A 391-nucleotide genomic window follows, 5' to 3' on the forward strand; every position below is an offset into this window, starting at 1 on the left:
CACCGAGGCGGCAATGCCCTGGCGGTCGTCGCGGAAGATGTCCTGCGCCGGCCGGCGGCCGACGGCTTCACGCATGGCGCTTTCGGCAACCTGCCGCAGCATGCCGTCGGGATCGGACACATCGAACAGATACGCGCGCGGGTCGGAGACCTGATAGGCCACGGAGAACTGGACGTTGACGATGTTCTGGTCGCCGGTAAGCATCAGCCCGGACGTATTGCCACTTGTCGCGCCGCCACCGCCGATATCGACGAGCTGCTCGGAAATCTTGGCCGTCTCGACGGTTTCGAGCGGCCACCAATGGAAATGCAGGCCAGGCTGCGACAGTTCGGTCTTCGGCTTGCCGAAGCGCAGTTCGACCGCGACCTCATCGGGCTGCACGGTGTAAACC

The 391-nt window shown here is 64.7% G+C and carries 1 protein-coding gene; it reads right to left on the bottom strand.

Annotated features, from left to right (window positions below):
• Nucleotides 1–391 (bottom strand): SPFH domain-containing protein (locus EN994_RS35185; protein WP_245466194.1); only part of this gene is annotated, 391 nt, incomplete at both ends.

The organism is Mesorhizobium sp. M7A.F.Ca.CA.002.09.1.1 (genome assembly GCF_003998555.1).
GTDB classification, from domain to species: Bacteria; Pseudomonadota; Alphaproteobacteria; order Rhizobiales; family Rhizobiaceae; genus Mesorhizobium; species Mesorhizobium ciceri.